The following is a 278-nucleotide window of genomic DNA, read 5'->3' on the forward strand; positions in this document are numbered from 1 at the left end:
CATCTTCACCAGACTCGTCGTCTTCTTCGTCTTCGTCCTCATCTTCACCAGACTCGTCGTCTTCGTCGTCTTCGTCTTCTTCCGACTCGTCGTCTTCGTCTTCTTCCTCGTCCTCTTCTTCGTCTTCCTCGACGACCTTCTTCTTGCCCTTGGCCGGAGCCTTCTTCTTGCTCACAGGCTCGTCTTCTTCGTCTTCCTCATCTTCGGACTCGTCGTCTTCATCCTCTTCTTCGTCTTCATCTTCGACGACCGGCTGCTTCTTGCCCTTCGCGGCCTTT

General features: G+C 54.0%; 1 protein-coding gene. It reads right to left on the minus strand.

Translation table 11 applies throughout. The annotated features are described in order from the left end of the window. Positions 1–278: hypothetical protein (locus AC1RPQ_RS08435; protein ID WP_481762334.1), on the minus strand; the 278-nt coding region annotated here is incomplete at both ends.

The organism is Dellaglioa sp. CoH-57-MRSF-21, from assembly GCF_056781915.1.